The following is a 15702-nucleotide window of genomic DNA, read 5'->3' as shown; positions in this document are numbered from 1 at the left end:
GATAATTTCATTTCAAAATTGGTAAAAACGGCGTGGCCACTGCGGTCTCGTCGTTTTTTAACGTCTCGCCCGAACGGAACTGCCGGGCAACTTTAAGTTTGCGCAAAGCCGGCTTTGGGATACTCGGAACATGTTACGAAATGGAGGCGACCCTAATGAACTTTTTCAAACGGGCCTGGTTAAACGTGTGGGCGAAGAAGGGCCGGTCAGTCTTGCTGATCCTGGTCTCGTCCGCCATTTTGATGTTTGTCCTGGCCGGATTATTGATTCGCAGCGCGGCGGTGAAAGCCACCGACCAAGCGAAGGCCGATGTCGGCGCGACCGTCACGTTGTCCGCCAACCGACAAGCGGCGTTTAAGAAGATGCAGAGCAGTAGCACGAGTAAATCCAGTCGGCCGAAGATGACGCTGACGCCGATCAAGCTGAGTACGGCGACCAAGATCTCGCAGCTCAGCAATGTGAAAAGCACGAACGTGACCAGCACTACCACGGTCAACGCCAAGTCCTATGACGTGGTATCGACCAGCAGCGGCATGGGCAGTAGCGGCGGTCCTGGCGGGATGAAAGGCAAGACGTCCAGTAGCGGGGACACCCAAATCGATGGGGTGACCGCCACGAGTCTGACGAGTGATTTCAGTAACAGCCAGAGCAAGATCACCAAAGGCCGCGGCATTACCGCAGCCGATAAGAACACCAACCACGTGGTCATCGAAAAGAACCTGGCTAGCCAAAACAATCTGACGGTTGGCGACACGCTGACCGTGAAGAAGACGACGGGTAAGAAGGCCACGGTCAAGCTGAAAGTCGTTGGTATCTACCGGGCCAGCTCGACCAGTTCCAGTACGGCCGGACCCATGAGCACGGATCCTAGCAACACCATGTACACGTCTTACACCTTGGCCAACAGCTTCAAGGGCAGCAAGTATGCCGGGACGGCGGACTCCGTGACGTTTAACGTGACGAATCCCGCCAAGGTCAGTAGCGTTAAAGCCGCGGGCAAGAAGCTGATCAATACCAGCACCTACTCGCTGAGTACCGACGACGCCAGCTACCAAACGGTCAAGGCATCGATGAAGACCATTGAAGGGTTTGCCAATAAAATTGTTTGGCTGGTCGCCATTGCCGGGACCATTATCCTGGCCCTGATCGTCATCTTGATGATTCGTGAACGCCGCTTTGAAATTGGTGTGCTCCTGTCCCTAGGCGAAGCACGCTGGAAAATCGTGGCCCAATTCTTCACGGAAATGTTGATGGTCATCGTGGTGGCCGTGGCCATTGCGGGTGCCGGCGGCAAATTTGTCGGTGACCAACTGGGGTCGCAGCTAGTTGAACAAAGCACCACGAGTCAAACAGTCTCGTCGGGCGTTAGCGGCCAATCTGCTGGGCAACCAGGCGGTGGTATGAAGGGCGGCAACGGCGGTCCGGGGATGCAACAAAACACCAGCACCAAGGCAGCGGATACCGACCTTGACATTCAAGTGAGTGCCGTGAATCTGGCAGAACTGGGCGGCTTCGGCTTAGCCATCACGTTCCTGTCGATCATGATCGCATCCGGCGGTATCTTACGCCTGGAACCGAAGAAAGTCTTGATTTCCTAAGGAGGACGATGTGCATGTTAAAAACAACTGGTTTGGGGTACTGGTACCAAGATGAAACAGCCCCCTTGTTTCAAGGCATTGATTTGACATTTGAAGACGGCCAATCCTACGCGATTCTGGGCCATTCCGGAACAGGCAAGACCACGTTTCTGTCACTGATTGCGGGGTTGGATAAGCCCAAGGCAGGAGACATTTGGCTGGGCGAACGGTCGTTGAAACAGATTGGCCTGACCAACTATCGCCGCCACGACGTTTCCATCGTGTTTCAGGCCTACAACCTGTTCACCTACATGTCGCCGCTGGATAACCTCCTGACGGCCATGGCTATCACGGGGGCGGAACACGCCGGCGATAAGTTCTTTGCCAAGCGGCCGCTCAACGACCTGGGCATTGGCGAGGACCTGGCAGTGCGTAACGTGCAACACCTCTCCGGGGGCCAGCAACAACGCGTGGCCATTGCACGCGCCATGGCCTGCGATGCGCCCTTGGTGGTGGCAGACGAGCCCACAGGGAACCTAGATGAGGACAACACCCGGGAGGTCATCGATCAGTTTCAAAAGCTGGCGCATAAGCAAAATAAGTGCGTGATCATCGTGACCCACGAGCCGGACGTAGCCGCCCGGTGCGACCACCAATTCCGCCTGGAAAACAAGCAGTTCACGCAACTGGCTTAAAACTAGATTGATTAAGTCAGTTGCCTCCGTCAGCCAGGGATTTCGCCTGCTGTGGGAGTTGGTTCCAGCTGGCCGCCTTACCGTTCGCCAAATTTGGACCGTGACGCTGTGGGAAGGACCGGTCGAAGCCAAAGGGCGGTCTTCAACCTCGCTTCGAGCCGAAAGTCGCGTCTCGAAGACGCCCGTTTCCAAGCAGGTCACTTGAAAACGCCCACGGCTGAGTCCAAATTTAGCTCACTCACGGCTACATGGCAGATCATCCACTAATGTAGATGAACGTTGCCATTTCAGGTTTCGGCTAACTGGGTCGACACAGCCGGGAGCATTGAATACCGGCTGACGCTTATCAGTAACACCGAATTGGGCCAGATTTAACTACAGTTCACCTATTGCCAAGAACTAACCCGACTGGCTGTAAAACATCTCCGTAGCCGAGAGCCTGCTAGATATGAGTTCAGCCGTGGGAGTTCCCTTAGCGGCTTGCCGGTTAGGGAACTGGCCACTTGGAGACGTGATTTTCGGCTCCAAGTTGAGGGGCGAGACCGCTCTATGGCTCGCCCCGGCGCCCACCGCGTTCCGACTCATATCTAGCGGGCGGTAGGCGGCCAGTAACCACAATGTTATTGCAAAAACACTTGAAACATCCCCGTTTCACGCTGAAACAGCGTGGGGCTGGGATGTTTTTGGAGGCAATTGGTCGCGGACGATAGATTAAACCTGTATTTTTTAAAATTACGTGTTACACTGATCACTGTTGAATACTAATCAAAGAAGGTCGATGACATGACAGTTTTTAGTGCTTACGCTGATGAGGACATTACGGCGTTCCTGAAAGAGCAAGTCAAGGACGGTACCGTGGCGACGGATGAGAAGACGCTGAAGAAGCAATCCTTCAACCCCAACGCTTCCGGCGGTGAGACCGGGCTGGCCCGGGCGTTCGTGGAAGTGGCGAGTGTGGCGGACATCCAAGGGGTGTTGCGCACGGCGCGGAAATTCCATATCGCCGTGGTACCCCAGACCACGTTTAGCAGTACGGTGATTGGGTCTGACGGCATTGACGGTGCCATTATCTTGTCGACGCGGAAAATGAATCAGATTTTGGAAATCAACCGGGAAGATTCCGTGGCGGTCGTGCAGCCCGGTGTCGTGAACGGTGATTTGGACCAGGCTGCCCGGAAACAAGGGTTGTTCTACGCGCCAGATCCTGGTTCCAAGCCATTTTCATCCATCGGCGGCAACGTGTCGACCAACGCCGGGGGCATGAGCACCGTGCGTTTCGGCGCGACCAAGGACAATGTGCTGGGACTAAAGGCAGTGCTGGCTGACGGCCGGGTCATTAAGTTGGGTGGCCGGACGTTGAAACAAGCCTTTGGCTACGACCTCACCCAGTTGTTCGTGGGGTCTGAAGGGACCTTGGGCATCATCTACGAGGTCACGGTCAAATTAATGCCAATCCCGCTAGGCAAGTCCGTCATGGGCGTGGCTTTCTTCAAGGACATGGGCGCGTTGGCGGGTGGCGTGACAGCCATTCGGATGTCCGGGGTCTACCCAACGATGTTGGAAGCCTTGGACGGCAACACGGTCAAGGCTTTGGACCGCTACGAACACACGCACTACGCGGACAATAGTGGCTCAATGCTGATTTTCCGTTTGGATGGCAGTAGCGACGAGAGTGTGGGCGTGTTGAATGACCTGTTGGCCAAACACGATGCGCAAAACGTGCAGGTCACCACGGACGCCACCGAACAGGCGGGACTGGAAAAGCTGCGGCAAGACATGTTGCCAGCCGTCTTTGCTGGGAACAATCATCTGATGGAAGACATGGCGATGCCGCTGTCTAAGCTGGCACCGATGATGGACTTCTTACAAGACCTCGGCAAGAAGCTGGGCATTAAGATCTATACGGCGGGCCACGCTGGCGATGGGAACGTGCACCCGACCTTCACTTGGTCAGCGGACGAGGATGAAGTGCCGGCCGTCATCATTGAAGCGCTGCGGCAAACCTTCTGGAAGACCTTGGAAATGGGCGGCACGATTTCTGGGGAACACGCCGTGGGCATGGTCAAGAACCAGTGGAACAACCCCGAATTAGGTGAAACAGTCGATCTGTTGCAACACCAGATCAAGACCCTGTTCGACCCGATGAACCTCTTGAACCCGAAACGTAAGATTGACTAAACTAACTGAACAAACGTTGTCAAAGACACAAGACGTGCGCTAAGCTTACTGGTGAAAGCCAGTGGCCTAGCGCGCTTTTGCTGAAACGGCGAATTTGTTTCAGGCGTCACGCCGTTGTTTCATTGGCCAATCGCGGCGGCGCGCTGAGCATAAAGTTTGCGAAATCAGCCGACAAAATAGATAATTATTGTTACAATTGGAGCCGGATACAATCCCAGAAGATGATTGATCACAACCGGTTACAATTTAGCAGCGAAAGGAAGACAGCAATGGCTGACGCACAGTGGTGGCAACACGCGGTGGGATATGAAATCTACCCGCAAAGTTTTTTTGATAGCAACCATGACGGTGTGGGCGATCTGCCCGGCATCCAAACAAAAATCTCTTACTTAACTTCCCTGGGTGTCGACTTTGTTTGGCTGTCAGCATTTTACCCCTCCGGTCAGGTGGACAGTGGGTATGACGTGACGGATTACCGTGGCATTGACCCCCAATACGGCACCTTGGCGGACTTTACCGCGCTGGTCACGGCGTTTCACGCGGCCAACATCAAAGTGGTGATCGACTTGGCGTTGAACCACACGTCCAGTCAGCACCCATGGTTTCAAGCTGCCGTGCACGACACCACCAGTCCGTACCACGATTACTACATTTGGCGACAGGCCACGGCCACGATGCAACCCAACAATTGGGAATCCATTTTTGGGGGATCAGCCTGGACCTATGTCCCCGCTGTGGATGCGGCGTACCTGCACACCTTTGCCGAAGACCAGCCCGACTTGAATTGGGAAAATCCCGCCGTTCGTCGCGAAATGGCGGCGACGATTCAATGGTGGGCTGATCAGGGAATCGATGGGTTGCGCTTGGATGGTGTCACGCATTTGAAGAAGCGCCAGGACTTTGCGAACGTTGGTCATCCGCGCGTGGACTACTATCAAGATGTGGCTGGAACAGACGTGTTTCTAGCCGCGCTCAAGCCCGTGCTGACTCGCAACGACCTATTTGTCATTGGCGAAGCTGGCGGAATCGATATGCCGACCGCTCAACGCTGGCTTGACCCGCAACACGGGTTCTTCGACCTCCTGCTAGAATTTGATCACGTGCACTTCTGGGAAAAGGCTGAACCGAAGCTACCAGTTGCAGCGTTACGGGCGACTCTCTCCAAGTGGCAATTTGGCTTGGAAAAGAGTGGCTGGAACGCTTTGTTCATTGAAAACCATGATTTACCACGCGCTGTTTCATACTACGGCAACGCAGTCGATTACCGCCGCCGTTCCGCTAAGGCGCTGGCGTTGTGGTACCTGCTGATGAAGGGGACCCCGTTTATTTATCAGGGGCAAGAACTCGGGCTGCCCAATGCCGGGTTCACCCAGATCAGTCAGTACCGCGACCTGGATAGCCAGCTGTTTTATCAACAGCAACGCGCTGCCGGGGTGCCAGAAAAACAAGTTCTGGACCAACTGGCCATGGGCAGTCGGGACAATGCCCGCACGCCCATGCCGTGGACCCATCAACAGTACGGGGGCTTTTCGGACCACGAGCCGTGGATTCAAATGGCCCCGGGTACGGATCACATCAACGTGGAACGCGAAAGTCATGACCCACATTCGGTCTTGACGTTCTACCAGCAGCTGATTCGGCTGAAAAAGTCTGTGCCAGCCCTGGAACAAGGGCGGTACGAATTGATCGACACGCATGATGACCAGCTATACGTTTACCGGCGCACCCTGAACGGGGACAACTGGCTGGTCGTCGTGAACATGAGCGATCAAGTGGCGACGACGCAGGAGTTTGATTTGACAACTAGTGAACTGATTTTCACCAACACCGAAGTGGACGCGGACTCGGATGATCTAACCATTCATCCGTGGGAAGCGCGGTTGTACCATTTGCGGAAGTTAGAGTAGGCGGAAAAAACGAGTGAAACACGCGGAACCGAATGCAACGCCTCGGTTCCCTTTTTACATGGTAAACTTTTTTATTAAATTGTGGTTTTCTGCTTGCATTTCAGCAAGTTGTTCTTTATTATTAAATGTATAGATATTTCTATGGGGTCAACCATTTTGCGTATTGCTAGTCGTGTTAACTATCTAACTGGTTAGCAAAGTGAAGATAAGGATATGATAATACTATGAAGAGTAAGGTCGTTCATGCGGAAAGTTTCTTTGAGTCTTTCATGGAGTTGAAACGTGAATTAGAGAAGGCAGCAACCCGATTCCAACGAACCATGGGGATTTCAGTGGATCAATATGCGATTTTACACCATATTTTGGAAAATCCGGGGAAGCTAACTTCCGCCACTGTCGCTGACAGTCGCGGGATCTCCCGGGCAGCCGTTTCTCGTGGGATTTCTCAACTGATTCGCCGGGGTTACGTGGTTCAGAGCTATCAAAGCTCCGATCGCCGCGTTCGGCCACTGTCGTTAACGGCAAGTGGTGAACAGCTGGAAATCCAGTGCCATGAGGCATTGAACACCGCTGCAGCTACGATGAGTCAAGTGACGTTGGATGACAGCGGCAGTCAGTACACGGTTGGTCAATTGACCAAGATGTTAGGCGCACTGACGGCTAAGGAAGATTCTGAGGACCAGAAAGAGTAAAACGATTTAGGTTTTAATGCCAGAGAATTGGTCGAACGCGACCAATTCTCTTTTTTTGACCAGAACTCAAAAGGTGTGAGAACTAGATTTCAACGAATCTGCTCGTGTAAATAGTCAGTTAATCCGCCTTTAAAAAGTCCGCCTAATTTTTGAGGGGACGTGGTACACTGGACTTAACGATGGCAGAGAAGAGGAAATTCCATGATTGTCGAGAGAAAAATTGGAACAGGCGAGCAAAATCTAGTCTGGGTCATGGCCATGATCGAAGACGATAACGATAAGGAAGCCCTGCAGGTCACGTACGGGCTGACCGATGAGATTTTGACTTACGTGACCGACGTCAACGAACGGTCACACTATGACCGTGACGAATACTTGAATACCCAACTGTTTGTCCTGCACGTGCCGGTCGTGGTCGACCAGGTATCCCAACGCTATATCACGCGGCCCGTGACCTTTTTGTTGAAGGGCAATCAGGTCTTTTCCATCACGACCAAGCGGACGCAGTGGGTGAATCAGACCCTGAGCGAACGGATGAAACTGAAACAAATTTCAGACACCAACGAATTTATGTTGATTGGGCTGTTTATTTTGTTCGACCAGTTCATTCCACCAATTCGCAAAATCAACGCGGAACAAAACCGGTTGGATAAGCAACTAAATCAGGCGCCCGATAACAAGGACCTGATTGCGTTGTCCAACCTGCAACAGAGTCTGGCTTACTTCGTGAGTGCCACCCGCAACAACGCGATGATGGTGGTCAACCTCAGTAGTACGCCGTTTGGCAAGCAGCTGTCGGATAAGAATTCAGAGCACTTGGCCGATGCCGTGATCGAAGCCCGGCAAACCTCTGAAATGACGGCGATTGAGGCCGATGTCGTTGACCGCATCTCAAATACGTTCAACAATGTGCTGAACAACAACCTGAACGACACCATGAAATTCTTGACGATCTGGTCGCTGGTCTTGACGATTCCAACGATCATCACCGGATTTTACGGGATGAACGTGAAATTACCCTTTGCCAACGACGCCATCTCGTGGATCTTCACGGTGGCAATGATGCTGGGCATCATGGGCGTCGTCGCCCTGATGTTGCGGCACCGGCATTTCTGGTAGACTGCGAGTTGGTGGCTGAAACGTGTGAAACCAGAGCCTGTGTCAGCCAGAGATTCCGCCTGCTATGGGGGATGCGGCCAGTACGGATTATGAGGCTGTGAACGACTGTCTTACTAAAGGTTGCAAGTTTAAAAGTAGCTAAATTTATGGTGACACTAGGGTTTACAGGGATAAAATTAGTCTTTGAACGCACCTTGCTCTGTGCTGGCCGCCTTACCGTTCGCCAAATTTGGACCGTGACGCTGTGGGAAGGACCGGTCGAAGCCAAAGGGCGGTCTTCAACCTCGCTTCGAGCCGAAAGTCACGTCTCGAAGACGCCAGTTTCCAAGAAGACCACTTGCAAACTCCCACGGCTGAGTCCAAATTTAGCTCACTCACGGCTACGTGACAGGTCAATCAATCATGTAGCTGCGCGTTATCATTCCAACGATATCCCGCCAACTGGGCCAACATGAATACTCGCTGACGCCGGTGGGTTGCCACTTGTCAGCAACACCGACTTGAGTCAAATTTGACCGTAGTTCACCCGTTACCAAGGACTAAGCCAACTGGCTGCGAACCATCTCCGTAGCCGGGAGTCCGCCAAATATGAGCTCAGCCGTGGGAGTTCCCTTAGCGGCGCGGTTCATGCCGTTTAGGGAACTGGCGACTTTGAGACGCGTTCTTCGGCTCAAAGTCGAGGAGACGAGACCGTTTCTTGGCTCGTCCCGCCGCCCACCGCGTTCCGGCTCATATTTGGCGGACGGGAGGCGGCCAGCCCCCATATCTCTGACAGCCGCAGGTGGCGGGCGTGGACTAATTTCATGTTCACAATCCTTGTCAGCTGAGTATTATCAGATGTTTTTGTACTTGTAACCTTCAGCTATCTTATTCACGAAATCCCACTATAACAATGTTTCCAGTCGATTAGCAATCAAGATTTTTCCACATCGTGTGGCCGGTCAGCAGCTTGTCCGGTCACACTTTTTGTTTCACCTTGTTTTGACCGCTGAAACACCGGTAGATAAGTAACCGCTAACAAGTGCAATTAATCACTTACAAAAAGTAAGTCAAATTATTGGCCTTTTTGCTGACAGGGGACTATGATGTCACTAATCAATGATTTCGGGGTGTTCGACCACGATTAGCGGCCGCCATCCTTACTACAAGGGAGCGCGATTTAGATGTCAAAGATGATTGCTGGACAAGCGTTAGTTAAGGTTTTGGAAGCCTGGGACGTTAACCATATTTATGGGATTCCAGGTGGCTCGATTAATCATACGGTTGAAGGATTGTACCTTGAAAAGGCTAATATCGATTATATTCAGGTGCGCCATGAAGAAGTGGGAGCTTTAGCCGCTGCCGCTGATGCCAAATTCACTGGTAAGGTTGGTGTGGCCTTTGGGTCTGCCGGTCCTGGTGCCACCCACCTATTCAACGGTTTGTATGACGCTAAGATGGACCACGTGCCAATGCTGGCATTAGTCGGCCAGGTCCCACAGGCAACGATGAACACGAACTATTTCCAAGAAATGGACGAAACACCAATGTTTAGCGACGTCGCCGTTTATAACCGCACGGCTACGACCGCGGCGCAACTGCCTTACGTCGTGAACCAAGCGATTCGTGAAGCCTATCGGCAAAAGGGCCCGGCCGTCGTTATCATCCCCGAAAATTTAGCAGCTGAAGAGATTGACTACGAACCCGTTAAGACGCCAAACGTCGTCTCCAATTCCTTTACCCAACAGATCGACCCGGCAGCGATTACGGCAACGTTAAAGCTGTTGAAGGCCGCCAAGCACCCGTTGGTCTACGCTGGCCGCGGCTTACTGGGCGCGCGTGACGAACTGGTCAAGTTCAGTGAACAGTTCAACGTGCCTGTCTTGAACACGGTGCCCGCTACCGGAGTTATTCCAACGAATCATCCCAACGCCATTGGAACCTTTGGCCGTCTCGGATCGAAGTCCGGCTTTGAAGCTCTGCAACACACCGACCTGATCTTGTTCCTGGGGTCCGAGTTCCCATTTGCCCAATTCTGGCCGAAGGATATTAAGATCGTTCAAGTCAACAATAATTCCTTTGATATCGGCAAGATGGTGCCGGTCGACTACGCCGTATTGAGCGACGCCAAGAGCTTCTTGCAAGCGATGAACGCTACGGGTGAAACACTGCCTGAAACAGCTTGGTTGACCGCTAACCGGGAGAACAAGCGCAACTGGAACAACTGGTTGGACCAACTGGCCAGCGATGACAGCGAAGGCCTGGCTCCCGAAGCCGTGACCAAGAAGATTGCGGCAATGGTCGGTCCCAAGGATACCTACGGGGTAGACACCGGGAACGTTTCCGAATGGGCGGTTCGCGGCCTACCAATGGATCAGCAACAACGGTTCGCCTTATCTGGCTTGTTTGCCACGATGGGCTATGGTCTGCCAGCCGGGTTGGCCGGAGCCCTGAGCGTGCCGGATGCCCAATCATGGTCACTGTCCGGTGATGGTGGTTTTGCGATGGTCGCCCCCGACATCATTACCGAAGCACGATACGGCCTGCCCGTTATCAACGTGGTCTTCAGTAACCGGCGTTTCGGGTTCATTTACCGCGAACAGATCGACACCAAGCAACACCTGTACGGCGTCGATCTGACCGATGCGGATTGGGCCAAGGTCGCCGAAGGCTTGGGTGGTATCGGCTTTACGGTCACCAACAATGCCGAGGTCGACCAAGTCTTTGACCAAATCAAGGACCTACAGGCCAAGGGCAACCGCAAGCCAATCGTGGTCAACGCCGTCATCAAAGACGACGACCCGATCGGCACGGCCTTCATGCCACTTGATCCGAAGTTGTACGGCCAAGACGCGGTTGACGCCTATGCCAAGGAAAACCACATTGACACGACGCAACAGCCTTCTCTAGGAGAACTGCTGCGGGCTAAGGGTGACAACCTGTAAATGAAATAGCATTACGAAGGCGTTTGGGAGGAAGGTGCCCAAACGCCTTTTTTGTCGTCGTTAACAATTTTCGCTTGCAAAAACGCCATGAGGCGGTTAAAATTGTTAGCTGACTAACAAAAGGAGTGTGAGCACATGACCGAACGACGGTTAGGAGCTTGGCTACGCGATGCTGAGCACCAAATGAATCAAGAAATGAACGACTTTGCCCGCCAGTACGGTTTGACGGGGATGCAGCTGTCATTGATCGACTTTTTGAGCCGCAACACCCGTGAACCAGTGTTTCAAGTAGACCTGGAACACGAGTTTCACGTGCAACGGTCGACGGCCTCGTTGCTGGTGAAACGAATGGTGGAACGCGACCTGGTCACCCGGGTCGTGGCAACCAGTGATAGCCGCAAACGGCAGTTGCGATTGACGGCTAAGGGACAACGGTTGGTCCCCATCGTGCGCCAGCATTTGGACCAACAGGACGCCAAGATGGTCGCTGATCTGTCCGTTCGCGAAGCACAGGCGTTTCAACAGGCCTTGCAAAATATCAGTCACTGGCACACCACAAAGGAGTAAACGTATATGGCAAAAGAAAAAATCGAACCACGCGTCGTGGGAGCGGTCCTGGCGACCGGCCTCATGTCGCTGAGCGGCGTCATCGTGGAGACCGCGATGAACATTACCTTCCCAACACTGATGAAACAGTTTCACGTGACCACGGGGACGGTCCAGTGGATGACCACGCTGTACCTCTTGATTGTGGCCTGTATCGTGCCTGTTTCATCGTATTTGAAACGCCGCTTTAAACTGAAACAACTTTTCGTGGTCGCCAACCTGCTTTTCATTACCGGCTTGGTCATCGACGCTTGCGCCACCAGCTTTCCGTGGCTACTGGTCGGTCGCGCCATCCAAGGGGTGGGGACGGGAATCGCGCTGCCGTTGATGTTTAACATCATCTTGGAGCAGGTGCCTCTCAGCCGTATCGGCATGATGACCGGCGTCGGCACCTTGGTCACGGCGATTGGTCCCGCCATTGGGCCAACGTACGGGGGCTTGCTGGTCACCAATCTGAATTGGCGGTACATCTTCTGGATTTTATTGCCGTTTCTGGTGGTGTCCTTCTTCGTGGGAATTAAAACGATTCGGCAGGTCGCGCCGACACATCCGGAACGCTTTGATTTTTGGAGCATGTTGGGGGTCGTGGTCACCTTTGCCGGATTGATCTTCGGCTTCAGTTCGCTGAGCGGGCAGCCGTTTTTGAGTTGGTCAGTCGGTGGCGCGCTATTGCTGGGCGTGTGCGGTCTCATTTTCTTCGTCCGCCGTTCCCAACACCAGCAACACCCGTTGATTCACCTGCAGGCGCTCGCCAATCCGGCCTTCGCCTGGCACCTCGTGGCCTTCTTTCTCCTGCAGATCACAGCATTGGGCCTGTCGTTTGTGCTGCCCAATTACCTGCAGCTGGTCGATCACCAGTCGGCGTTTATTGCCGGGCTCGTAGTCTTGCCGGGGGCCGTTATCGGGGCCGCCTTTTCGCCGATCGGCGGCAATATTTTAGACCATTTCGGCGCCAAACGGCCTATTTTGTTGGGTCTTGGCCTGGTGGTCGTCATGTTGCTGGCAATGACCGTGGGCGCGCAGGGATTATCCGCGTGGGCCATTCTCGGGCTGTATGTGGGCTATATGATCGGCATCGGCTCATCATTCGGTAACATCATGACGGACGGCTTAAAACAGCTCTCAGGGCCGCTCAAGGCGGATGGTAACGCGTTGATGAATGCGATGCAACAGTTCGCGGGTGCCATGGGAACGGCCATCGTTTCCGCGATGATTGCGGCCAGTCAAGCGGGGGCCACCGGCAGTACGGCGGTCAAGACGGCGGCCGGTTCGCAGTGGGCCTTGTGGGTCTTGACGATTGCCGGCGTGGGTGCATTTTTAAGCATGCTCATCGCACTGAAACGCAACCAGCACGAAGTTTAGACAAATTTAATCGGCCTGGAGCCATCACGTTGGTAACGCTACTATCCTAACAATTAGGAGTGGCGTTATTTTTATTTAGGCGCTGGCATGCTACAATTCAGAACCAATAAAGCCAACCGGCTGAAAAAAGTGAGGCGATTCAAATGAAGTTTGATTGGCGATACGCGTTTCATTCCTTTTGGTTCTTGATGGCGCTGATGGTTCTGTTGAGCTTGGCCACGGCCGTTGATCGTGTTCATGGCGTCCGCATTGCGATTGGGGTCATCTTTGGTTTCCTGCTGGTCGACAGCTTGTGGACTTGGCAATACCCTTACTTTAATCGGTTGGGCCGACAGGGCGCCTCGGCGGGGATCAACCTGGTGTTGTTTGCAATTATTGCGGCCTTCGCGCTGGCCTTCAAGCAGGAATGGTCGGCCAGTGTCTGGGGATTCATGAGTTTCTGGCTTGCCAGCATCGGCGGTACGATCGACGGTTACTTCGCGCGGCCCACTAAGATCTTAGTGAACCAAACGCGCGGTGACCTGCGGCGAAAGGCCGAGATCCTGCAAAATTCCTCACGACTGTAGTGGCGAGTCAACTGATGTACACCAAAAGTCTGGGCCAACGTCCGGACTTTTTTCGTGGCAAAATGGCGGTTCTACTGTTACTAACGAAATTCAATGATAGCTAAGGCAGGAATCTTCTGATTTCAATCGGGAGAGGAATGCCGGTCACTGTTTTTTCGAAGGTTCTTGGTAGGCTGGTTCTTGATATATTTTTCGACGATTTCTTTACTCATATTACCCAAGGTGCTCATGTAATAACTATTTGACCAGAGATGACCGCCCCAAAGTTGTTGTCTGGTTTCAGGATATTTCTCGAAAAACATCCGCGCAGAAGCGCCCTTAAAGGCCTTGACGATATTTGTAGGTGCGTATTTAGGTTTGAAACTGATTAGTAGGTGAACATGATCTGGCATAATTGCCATTGTTTCCACGGTGACTTCATTTAGTTGGGCAATTCGTGTCAAAATTTTCTTCATGTCAGACACCAACGTTGGTGTCGTAAAAATAGGCTTTCGGTACTTCGTGACCCAAATTAGGTGAAAATGGAAATTGTAGACATAACCTCGTTCGTAAATTGCATCCAGTAACCGACTATCTTATTTACTCATCTGTATCCTCCTATGAATTTATTTATAAGCGTATTCAGTATGTTCTGATTACCTTATATGATATCATAATTTCACAGTGAAAGGAGGAAGCGACTTGCGTAAAACGATGGCCCAGTTACCGTATCATTACGGCGTAAAATTAAGAGTTTTTCCGTCTAATGAGCAGAAACGCTTGATCAAGCTGAACAATGATGCTAGTCGGTTTATTTATAACGAGATGAACGGCATGAACCGGGAGTTATTCGCGTTGCGCCAAGTTAAAACGCCCATTAAGCTAGTTCGAACACGGATTGAGACGTTGAAACAACGATTAAAGCATCCAGCTATTAACATTTCCAATATTCACGGCTGGTTGAACGATCAAGCGCTCGACAGCGACATGAAGGCGAATGCCATCAAGAATTATCGCACCGCCTGGAAGAATTTTCGGAAAGTTCATCAAGCAGGGACGCCCGTGTTCCACAAGAAACGAACCGAACAAAAATATCAGACTTCCAATCACTATGCTAGTAAGATTGAGCTGCCTAATATGCTTAATGGCAGTATTCGCCTATTAGATCATAAACATATCCAACTATCCAAGCTGGGAAGATTACGATTTAAAGGCATGCCAGCTAAGTTAGTCACACGTAAGGCCGAAATCCGTATTGGTACAACAACTATTTCAATGGACGCGACAGGCCGCTACTACGTTTCCCTACAGTTAGCCTCTGATCAACCGTTTGTTAACTCGGAAACGTTCCAGTCAGGTTCAGCCATTGGCATTGATTTAAACACGGATAATTTTCTGACGGATTCTAGCGCTAATGTGATTGCTAATCCTAGATTCTACCGGTCAATCAAGGGTAAGTTGGCTAAGGCCCAGCGGACACTATCTCGACGGGCGTTACGTGCCAAGAAGGCTCATCGGCCCTTGCGCGAATCTAAAAACTATCAGAAACAACGGCAACGGGTAGCCACTATCCAACGCAAAGTAGCCAATCGACGGAAAAACTTCTTACATCTTGTTTCGACAGCACTGATCAAGAACCACGATTTGGTTGTCGCCGAAGAGCTAAGAAGCAAAAATCTTTTGCGCAACCATGCCCTGGCCATGAGTATTGCCGATGTTGGGTGGCGGACACTCCTAGGTATGCTTGCATATAAGGCTGATTTGTATAAACGCCATTTTGTGACCGTGGACCCACGAAATACTACACAAACGTGTAGTACTTGTGGCTTCGTCATGGGCACTGAGGCAACACAAAAGTTGACTCTGGCCAATCGACAATGGACCTGTCCGCGATGTGCCGCTTACCACGTTCGTGACCATAACGCGGCTAAAAATATTTTAGCTAAGGGATTAGCAGACTTAGAAGAACAGTGAGAAACACCAGTCCGTCTGGCAACCTGCGGACACTAAGGGCTTTGGTAATTAGCACATAAGACCTGCATGCAGGCAATCGCTGTATCTAAGCAAATTGCGGTCGTAACATTTTAGGATGTTATT

At 52.2% G+C, this 15702-nt stretch carries 13 protein-coding genes; 12 read left to right on the top strand and 1 reads right to left on the bottom strand.

All coding sequences use genetic code 11. From position 1 onward, the window contains the following. Nucleotides 1-155 precede the first annotated feature (155 nt). From NGM66_RS07705 to NGM66_RS07655, 11 genes are all read left to right on the top strand, one after another. A complete protein-coding gene (locus NGM66_RS07705) occupies nt 156-1598 on the top strand; it encodes an ABC transporter permease (RefSeq protein WP_208907542.1) in 1443 nt (480 codons plus the stop codon). Between the two features lie 14 nt (nt 1599-1612). After that, nucleotides 1613-2272 carry an ABC transporter ATP-binding protein gene (locus tag NGM66_RS07700; protein ID WP_258115523.1) on the top strand — a complete coding sequence of 220 codons (660 nt, stop codon included), beginning with the start codon at nt 1613-1615 and terminating at the stop codon, nt 2270-2272. A 7-nt stretch (nt 2273-2279) separates the two neighbouring features. Beyond that, nucleotides 2280-2477, top strand: a complete 198-nt coding sequence (locus tag NGM66_RS07695) for a hypothetical protein (RefSeq protein WP_258115522.1) — start codon at nt 2280-2282, stop codon at nt 2475-2477. 578 nt (nt 2478-3055) lie between these two features. Then, nucleotides 3056-4450: an FAD-binding oxidoreductase gene (locus NGM66_RS07690; RefSeq protein WP_208907544.1), complete on the top strand. Its 1395-nt coding sequence runs from the start codon at nt 3056-3058 to the stop codon at nt 4448-4450. Nucleotides 4451-4719: 269 nt separating this feature from the next. Beyond that, nucleotides 4720-6357 carry an alpha-glucosidase gene (locus tag NGM66_RS07685; protein WP_208907545.1) on the top strand — a complete coding sequence of 546 codons (1638 nt, stop codon included), beginning with the start codon at nt 4720-4722 and terminating at the stop codon, nt 6355-6357. Nucleotides 6358-6581: 224 nt separating this feature from the next. Beyond that, entirely contained in the window at nt 6582-7049 is a 468-nt protein-coding gene (locus NGM66_RS07680; RefSeq protein WP_245155290.1) for a MarR family winged helix-turn-helix transcriptional regulator, read from the top strand. Between the two features lie 201 nt (nt 7050-7250). Then, the gene (locus NGM66_RS07675) at nt 7251-8168 is read left to right on the top strand and encodes a magnesium transporter CorA family protein (protein WP_208907546.1); all 918 of its coding nucleotides are present in this window, start codon (nt 7251-7253) and stop codon (nt 8166-8168) included. 1163 nt (nt 8169-9331) lie between these two features. Continuing rightward, entirely contained in the window at nt 9332-11092 is a 1761-nt protein-coding gene (locus NGM66_RS07670; protein WP_208907547.1) for a thiamine pyrophosphate-binding protein, read from the top strand. 135 nt (nt 11093-11227) lie between these two features. Further along, nucleotides 11228-11659, top strand: a complete 432-nt coding sequence (locus NGM66_RS07665; RefSeq protein ID WP_208907548.1) for a MarR family winged helix-turn-helix transcriptional regulator — start codon at nt 11228-11230, stop codon at nt 11657-11659. Between the two features lie 6 nt (nt 11660-11665). Beyond that, nucleotides 11666-13060 carry an MFS transporter gene (locus NGM66_RS07660; RefSeq protein ID WP_208907549.1) on the top strand — a complete coding sequence of 465 codons (1395 nt, stop codon included), beginning with the start codon at nt 11666-11668 and terminating at the stop codon, nt 13058-13060. A 143-nt stretch (nt 13061-13203) separates the two neighbouring features. Then, nucleotides 13204-13626, top strand: coding sequence for a hypothetical protein (locus NGM66_RS07655; RefSeq protein WP_208907550.1), 423 nt, complete (start codon nt 13204-13206; stop codon nt 13624-13626). Between the two features lie 122 nt (nt 13627-13748). On the opposite strand, the gene tnpA is transcribed toward NGM66_RS07655, so the two are convergent. Further along, on the bottom strand, nt 13749-14189 hold the full coding sequence (tnpA, locus tag NGM66_RS07650; RefSeq protein WP_208910960.1) for an IS200/IS605 family transposase: 441 nt from the start codon (nt 14187-14189) through the stop codon (nt 13749-13751). Nucleotides 14190-14319: 130 nt separating this feature from the next. On the opposite strand from tnpA, the gene NGM66_RS07645 reads away from it, so the two are divergent. Further along, a complete protein-coding gene (locus NGM66_RS07645) occupies nt 14320-15579 on the top strand; it encodes an RNA-guided endonuclease InsQ/TnpB family protein (protein WP_208910961.1) in 1260 nt (419 codons plus the stop codon). Nucleotides 15580-15702 lie beyond the last annotated feature (123 nt).

This window comes from Levilactobacillus yiduensis, from assembly GCF_024718525.1.
GTDB lineage: Bacteria > Bacillota > Bacilli > Lactobacillales > Lactobacillaceae > Levilactobacillus > Levilactobacillus yiduensis.
Note: the sequence above shows the minus strand (reverse complement) of the source record. Positions and strands in the feature narration are given on the sequence as shown.

What these genes read in the sequence shown, in the direction of transcription:
- NGM66_RS07705 (WP_208907542.1), top strand. Translation starts at nt 156, where the DNA reads ATGAACTTTTTCAAACGGGCCTGGTTAAACGTGTGGGCGAAGAAGGGC.
- NGM66_RS07700 (WP_258115523.1), top strand. Translation starts at nt 1,613, where the DNA reads ATGTTAAAAACAACTGGTTTGGGGTACTGGTACCAAGATGAAACAGCC.
- NGM66_RS07690 (WP_208907544.1), top strand. Translation starts at nt 3,056, where the DNA reads ATGACAGTTTTTAGTGCTTACGCTGATGAGGACATTACGGCGTTCCTG.
- NGM66_RS07685 (WP_208907545.1), top strand. Translation starts at nt 4,720, where the DNA reads ATGGCTGACGCACAGTGGTGGCAACACGCGGTGGGATATGAAATCTAC.
- NGM66_RS07680 (WP_245155290.1), top strand. Translation starts at nt 6,582, where the DNA reads ATGAAGAGTAAGGTCGTTCATGCGGAAAGTTTCTTTGAGTCTTTCATG.
- NGM66_RS07675 (WP_208907546.1), top strand. Translation starts at nt 7,251, where the DNA reads ATGATTGTCGAGAGAAAAATTGGAACAGGCGAGCAAAATCTAGTCTGG.
- NGM66_RS07670 (WP_208907547.1), top strand. Translation starts at nt 9,332, where the DNA reads ATGTCAAAGATGATTGCTGGACAAGCGTTAGTTAAGGTTTTGGAAGCC.
- NGM66_RS07665 (WP_208907548.1), top strand. Translation starts at nt 11,228, where the DNA reads ATGACCGAACGACGGTTAGGAGCTTGGCTACGCGATGCTGAGCACCAA.
- NGM66_RS07660 (WP_208907549.1), top strand. Translation starts at nt 11,666, where the DNA reads ATGGCAAAAGAAAAAATCGAACCACGCGTCGTGGGAGCGGTCCTGGCG.
- NGM66_RS07655 (WP_208907550.1), top strand. Translation starts at nt 13,204, where the DNA reads ATGAAGTTTGATTGGCGATACGCGTTTCATTCCTTTTGGTTCTTGATG.
- NGM66_RS07645 (WP_208910961.1), top strand. Translation starts at nt 14,320, where the DNA reads ATGGCCCAGTTACCGTATCATTACGGCGTAAAATTAAGAGTTTTTCCG.